The sequence below is a fragment of the Streptomyces sp. 8K308 genome (assembly GCF_004348315.1).
In the GTDB taxonomy this organism is placed as follows: domain Bacteria; phylum Actinomycetota; class Actinomycetes; order Streptomycetales; family Streptomycetaceae; genus Streptomyces.
On the sequence record NZ_SMKC01000361.1, the window covers coordinates 1 to 6980 of the forward strand.

The 6980-nt window shown below is 69.9% G+C and carries 5 protein-coding genes; 3 read left to right on the forward strand and 2 right to left on the reverse strand.

What is annotated here, in order from left to right:
* Positions 1-79: 79 nt before the first annotated feature.
* A complete protein-coding gene (locus E1265_RS31115; protein ID WP_132934320.1) occupies positions 80-319 on the reverse strand; it encodes a hypothetical protein in 240 nt (79 codons plus the stop codon).
* A gap of 93 nt (positions 320-412) precedes the next feature.
* Entirely contained in the window at positions 413-3952 is a 3540-nt protein-coding gene (gene dnaE / locus E1265_RS31120) for a DNA polymerase III subunit alpha (RefSeq protein ID WP_132934321.1), read from the reverse strand.
* 266 nt (positions 3953-4218) lie between these two features.
* On the opposite strand from dnaE, the gene E1265_RS31125 reads away from it, so the two are divergent.
* From E1265_RS31125 to E1265_RS31135, 3 genes are all read left to right on the forward strand, one after another.
* Positions 4219-4893, forward strand: a complete 675-nt coding sequence (locus E1265_RS31125) for a hypothetical protein (RefSeq protein ID WP_132934322.1) — start codon at positions 4219-4221, stop codon at positions 4891-4893.
* 72 nt (positions 4894-4965) lie between these two features.
* Complete coding sequence (locus E1265_RS31130) at positions 4966-5808, forward strand: DsbA family protein (protein WP_132934323.1); 843 nt, start codon at positions 4966-4968, stop codon at positions 5806-5808.
* Between the two features lie 76 nt (positions 5809-5884).
* Positions 5885-6980: serine/threonine-protein kinase (locus E1265_RS31135; protein WP_132934324.1), on the forward strand; the 1096-nt coding region annotated here is incomplete at its 3' end.

Sequence of the window (6980 nt, forward strand, 5' to 3'; positions counted from 1 at the left end):
CACCCCGATGTCGGGGTGCGCCCTCTCGCACGCGGTCGCCGCCGCGGCCACGTATTCCGACGCCGAAGACGCCGAAGGACTAATCCGTGAAGGCGTGCCGCTCGTGCGCCGCCGCGAAATAGCGGGCGTCGGAGACCTCGGAACGCGCCGAATAAACCGGCACGGGGGGCGCGCCGCGGTGCACGATGTCCCAGGCCTCGTGCACGCACCTGAGCCGGTCCTCGAATGAGGAGCCGGGGAAGTATTCCAGCAGCGCGTGCACGGCCGTCTCACGGGAAGCGTGCGCTTCACGGACCAGGAAAACAGCCTTCTCTATCATTCGGGCATCCACGGCAGCCCACCCCTTCAACGGAGATTCACTCATTACCGAAGGTAGACCCGCGAATACCCCGTTAAGGTAAAGCGCTATCCATCATCCAGCCAAACAGGTCGGCCCGAGGAGCGCCTTGAGATCGCCGAAGAGCGCCGGATCCGCCTGCACCCGGTGGCGGTCGAGCCGGAGCACGGTCGTGCTCCGCTGGCCCTGCAGCTTGACCCGCACCTCGGTGGGCCCGCGGTGCTGGCCGAGCACCTCGCCGAGCCTGGCCACCAGCGGTGGGGTGACCTTGACCGCGGGGATGGTGATGGTGACCAGCGTGTCGGTCGAGGCCTCGGAGAGGTCGGGTACCTGGAGTTCCATGGCGACGAGGCGGGGGACGTCCTCGCGTTTGTCGAGGCGGCCCTTGACGAAGACGACGGCGTCCTCGACGAGTTGGGTGGAGACGAGTTGGTAGGTGGCGGGGAAGAACATGCAGTCGAGTGATCCGCCGAGGTCCTCGACGGTGGCGATGGCCCAGGGGTTGCCCTGCTTGGTCATCTTGCGCTGGAGGCCCGAGATGATGCCGCCGATGGTGACCACGGCGCCGTCCGGGTGGTCGCCGCCGTTGAGCGCCGAGATCGCCGCGTCCGCCTTCTCGTCCAGGACGTGCTCGATACCGAACAACGGGTGGTCCGAGACGTAGAGCCCCAACATCTCCCGCTCCTGCGCGAGCAGGTAGGTCTTCTCCCACTCCTCCTCGGAGAACTCGACGTCGAGGCCGAAGCCCGGTCCGTCGTCCGCGCTGTCGTCGCTCATGCCGCCGAACAGGTCGAACTGCCCCTCGGCCTCCTTGCGCTTGACCTGGACCACGTTGTCGATCATGGACTCGAAGTGGGCGGTGAGGCCCTTCCTGGTGTGGCCCAGGGCGTCGAAGCCGCCGGCCTTGATCAACGACTCGATCGTGCGCTTGTTGCAGACCACCGCCTCGACCTTGTCGAGGAAGTCGGGGAACGAGCTGTACTTCCCCTTGCTCTTCCGGGTCGCGACGATCGAGTCCACCACGTTCTGCCCCACGTTGCGCACCGCGGTGAGACCGAACACGATCGTCTCGTCACCGCGCGGTGTGAAGAACGCCTCGGACTCGTTGACGTCCGGCGGCAGCACCCTGATGCCCATGCGGCGGCACTCGTTGAGATAGATCGCCGACTTGTCCTTGTCGTCGCGCACGGAGGTGAGCAGCGCGGCCATGTACTCGGCCGGGTAATTGGCCTTGAGATACGCCGTCCAGTAGGTGACGAGTCCGTATGCCGAGGAATGGGCCTTGTTGAACGCGTACCCGGAGAACGGCACCAGCACGTCCCAGACGGCCTGGATGGCCTCGTCCGAGTAGCCGCGTTCGCGCATGCCGGCCTGGAAGGGGACGAACTCCTTCTCCAGGATCTCCTTCTTCTTCTTGCCCATGGCGCGGCGGAGCAGGTCCGCCTGTCCGAGCGAGTAGCCGGCGAGCACCTGGGCGGCCTTCTGCACCTGCTCCTGGTAGACGATCAGGCCGTAGGTGACGTCGAGGACCTCCTTGAGCGGCTCCTCGAGCTCGGGATGGATCGGGGTGATCTCCTGCTGGCCGTTCTTGCGGAGCGCGTAGTTGATGTGGCTGTTCATGCCCATCGGGCCAGGGCGGTACAGGGCGCCAACGGCGGAGATGTCCTCGAAGTGGGTGGGCTTCATCATCCGCAGCAGGGACCGCATGGGGCCGCCGTCGAACTGGAAGACGCCCAAGGTGTCGCCGCGCCCCAGGAGCTCGAACGTCTTGGGGTCGTCGAGCGTCAGGTCGAGCAGCTTGATGTCGATGCCCTTGTTCTTCTTGATCAGCTTGACCGCGTCGTCCATGATCGTGAGGTTCCGCAGGCCGAGGAAGTCCATCTTCAGCAGGCCGAGCGACTCACAGGTGGGGTAGTCCCACTGGGTGACGATGACGCCGTCGTTCTTGGGCGCGAACAGCGGCACGTGGTCGACCAGCTTCTCGCTGGACATGATGACGCCGGCCGCGTGCATGCCCATCTGCCGCACCAGGCCCTCGAGGCCGCGCGCGGTGTCGATGACCTTCCTGACGTCCGGCTCGTTCTCGTACATCGACCTGACCTCGGCCGCCTCGCTGTAGCGCGGGTGGTCCTTGTCGGTGATGCCGGAGAGCGGGATGCCCTTGCCGAGCACGTCGGCGGGCATGGCCTTGGTGATGCGGTCGCCCATCGCGTACGGGTAACCGAGGACGCGCGAGGAGTCCTTGATGGCGGCCTTGGCCTTGATGGTGCCGTAGGTGCCGATCATCGACACCTTGTCGGCGCCGTACTTCTCGGTGACGTACCGGATGACCTCGCCGCGCCTGCGCTCGTCGAAGTCGATGTCGACGTCCGGCATGGAGACGCGTTCGGGGTTGAGGAACCGCTCGAAGATCAGCCCGTGCTCCAGCGGGTCCAGGTCGGTGATGCCCATCGCGTACGACACCAGCGAACCGGCCGCCGAACCACGCCCGGGACCGACCGCGATGCCCTGCGACTTGGCCCACATGATGAAGTCCGCGACCACCAGGAAGTAGCCGGGGAACCCCATCTGGATGATGATGTCCATCTCGTACTCGACCTGCTTCTGCCGGTCGGCCGGGATCCCGCCCGGGTAGCGGCGGGCCATGCCACGCGCCACCTCCTCGCGGAACCACGACACCTCGGTGTGCCCCTCCGGCACGTCGAACCGCGGCATCAGGTCACGGGGCTTGAACCAGTCGGTCGTGTCGACCTGCTCGGCGACCCGCATGGTGTTGGCGCAGCCCTGCTGCCAGGCGTCCGAGGAGTCGATGGCGTACATCTCCGCGGGCGACTTCAGGTAGTAGCCCGTGCCGTCGAACCGGAACCGGTCCGGATCGGACAGGTTCTTGCCGGTCTGCACGCACAGCAGCGCGTCGTGCGCCGAGGCCTCGTGCGAGTAGGTGTAGTGCGAGTCGTTGGTGACGATCGGCGGGATGCCGAGCTTCCTCCCGATCTCCAGCAGCCCGTCCCGCACCCGGGTCTCGATGTCCAGACCGTGGTCCATCAACTCCAGGAAGTACCGGTCCTTGCCGAAGATGTCCTGGTAGTCGGCGGCGGCCTTCAGCGCCTCGTCCGGCTGGCCGAGCCGCAGCCGGGTCTGCACCTCGCCCGAGGGGCAGCCCGTCGAGGCGATCAGACCCTCGGCGTACTGGGAGATGGTCTCCTTGTCCATCCGGGGCCACTTGACGAAGAAGCCCTCCGTGTAGGCGTCCGAGGACAGCCGGAACAGGTTGTGCAGGCCGGTCTTGTTGGTGGCCCAGATCGTCTTGTGCGTGTAACCACCCGAGCCGGAGACGTCGTCCTTCTTCTGGTGCGGCTGACCCCACTGCACCCGCCGCTTGTGCCGCCGCGACTCCGGCGCCACATACGCCTCGATCCCGATGATCGGCGTCACCCCGGCGCCCGTCGCCTGCTGGAAGAAGTCATAGGCGCCATGCAGGTTCCCGTGGTCCGTCACGGCGATGTGCGACATGCCCATCTCGTTACAGGCCTTGAACATGTCCTTGAGCCGCGCCGCACCGTCCAGCAGCGAGTACTGGGTGTGAACATGCAGATGGGTGAACGGCTTGGTCACTCCACGGGCCTTCCGCAGCAGGGTCAGGGGCCTTTGACCTTACCCCCATGGAGCCCCGTCGTACGCCTCCGGGGCGCACCCGCCCGGTGCGACGTTTCCGCAGGTCAAAGACGGTGTGCCGGACGTTTGCCAAGGTCAAGAAGGCCCATGGGAAGCCCTCGCGACAGGCGCGGCCCGGGTGCTGGTGGGGGCCCGGCCGTGCCGGGCCCCCACCAGCACCCGGGCACCGTTTCATCAGCGGCAAGCGTCATGGCACACTCGGCTCGATGGGCATATCAGCATCCTGGATTCGCGTGCTGCGCGCGGCGGTGTTCGCCGCGCTCTGCGTCACGCTCGCCACCGGTGCCCATGTGCTGCTGTCCGGCGCACCGCTGCCGCTGCCCACCGTGGCCCTGGTCGCGGCCGGCGTCTTCGCCGTCACGCTGCTGCTCGCCGGCGACCGCGAGCGCGGCTTCTGGCCCATCGCAGGACTGCTCGTGCCGCTGCAGCTGGCGGCCGACACCGTCTTCACCGCCGGGCAGGCCACCTGTTACGGCCCCGGCGGCGGCCCGGTCACCGGGCCGCTGCGGCTGCTCGGCGTCGACCTGTTCTGCGGCGGCGGCGACCTCGGCGCCCCACTGGCCGGGCTGGCGGTCAGCGGCCCAGGGCCGCTGACCGCCAGCCCCTGGCTGCTGCTCGCCGCCCACCTGGCCGTCGGCCTGCTCGCCGCCGGCTGGCTGCGCGGCGGCGAGGCCGCGCTGGCCAGGCTGCTGCGCGCGACGATGGCCGCCACCTTCCGGCCGCTGCTGCTCGCGGTGGCCGCCGTCGCCGCCCCGCGGCCGGCCCGCCGGCCGCTGCCCCACCCGATCGAGGGCGAGCGCCCGGCGCCGGCGCTGCCCGTCCTCGCCCACTCCGTGCTCCGTCGTGGCCCGCCGGCCGCCCCGCGGTACGCGCCGGCGTGAACCCCACGCCGTCGCGCCACCGCCCCGCGCGACACCTGACCGGCACACCACACACACGGAGACCACCCCATCATGAGCAAGCGCAACTCCGCCGAGGCCAAGCGGGCGGCCAGGGAAAGGCTGCGGGCCGAACGCGAGCGTGAGGAGAAGAAGGCCAGGACGCGCCGGCGGCTGGCCGTCGGCGGCGCCGCGGTCGCCATCCTCGCCATGGCTGGCGGGATCGGCATGGCCGTCGCCAGCATGGGCGGCGGCGGCGACAACACCGACTGGGGCGCGGTGCGCTCCCAGCTCGACGACGGTGGGAACGGCGAGGACGCCGCGTTCCCCACCGCCGCGCCCGCCAACGCGACCGGCGACGACGGCCTCACCGTCCGGGTCGGCGAGGAGGACGCGGCCAACACCCTCACCCTCTACGAGGACCCGCGCTGCCCGGCCTGCGCCGCCTTCGAGCAGTCCACCGGCGAAACGGTGAGCCAGGGCGTCGAGAACGGCGACTACGCCGTGGAGTACGTCTTCGGCACCTTCCTCGACGACCGGCTGACCGGCAGCGGCTCCAAGAACGCCCTCAACGCGCTGGGCGCCGCCCTCGACGTCAGCCCCGAGGCGTTCGTGGCCTACCACGACGCGCTCTACTCGGCCGAGTTCCACCCCGAAGAGTCGTCCGACGAGTTCGCCGACGACGACTACCTGATCGAGATAGCCCAGTCGGTCCCCGAGCTCGCGGACAACCAGCAGTTCGAGGACGCCGTGCAGAACAGCACGTTCGCGGTCTGGGCCCTCCAGATGTCGGACAAGTTCAACGCCGACGACGAGGTCACCGGCACGCCCACCCTGAAGTTCAACGGCGAGGTCGTCGACACCCCGCAGACTCCGGAGGACTTCACGGCCATGGTCGAGGCCAACAGCGTCGAGTGATCCCGGCCACGGGCGGGTGGCGCACCCCGAACACCGGGTTTCCACCCGCCCGTTGGCTCCCCTTACGCTTCTGCCCATGCCAGGGGGAGAACCGGGACAGATCATCGACGCCCGTTTCGAGCTGCGCGAGCGGCTCGGCCGCGGGGGTATGGGCACGGTGTGGCGGGCCATGGACATGGCGCTGCACCGGGAGGTGGCGCTCAAGGAGGTACGGCCGCCCGAGGACGCGGCGCCGGCCACCGAGGCGATGCTCAGGGAGCGGGTGCTGCGCGAGGCCCGCGCGCTGGCCAGGCTCAACCACCCCAACGTGGTGCGGATCTACCACATCGTGGACCTCCAGCCACACCCCTGGCTGGTGATGGAGCTGCTACCGGGCGACACCCTGCAGACCAGGGCCGCCGAGGGGCCGCTGCCCTGGGGCGAGGTGATCCGCTACGGCCGCGACGTGCTCGCGGCGCTGCGCGCGGCCCACGAGGCCGGCATCCACCACCGGGACGTGAAGCCGGCCAACGTGCTGCTGCGGCAGGACGGCGCGGCGGTGCTCACCGACTTCGGTATCGCCGCCGTGGCCGACGGCAACTCGCTCACCATGACCGGGAGCATCATCGGCTCCCCGGAGTTCATCGCTCCCGAGCGGCTGCGCGGCGCCCCCGACCACCCGGCGGCCGACCTGTGGTCGCTCGGGATCACCCTCTACCTGCTGGCCGAGGGCGTCAGCCCGCTGCGCCGCGCGTCGACGGTCAACACGCTCGCCGCGGTACTCGAGGACCCGGTGCCGCCGCCGGTGCGGTCCGGGCCGCTCGGCGACGTGCTCAGGACGCTGCTGGTCAGGGACCCGGCGGCCCGGCCGACCGCCGCCCACCTCGACGCGATGCTGGCCATGGCGGCCCAACAGGCCGCGGCCGCCCCCGCCTGGCAGCCGACCGCCCCGGCGACCGGGCCGACGCGGCTGTCCCCGCCCGACCCGGCCGACTCGCCCGACCCGGCTGGCTCCGGCCGGTCGCGGACGGCGCTGATAGCAGGGCTCACCGCCGGCGCGGTGCTGCTCGCCGGCGGCCTCGTCGCGGCCCTGCTGCTCGGCGGCGACTCGGACGCGGGCGCGGGCCCCGCGCCGACCACCACAGGTGAGCCCACGGGCCGTGAGGCGGACGTGGTGCCGCCCTCCCCGGCCA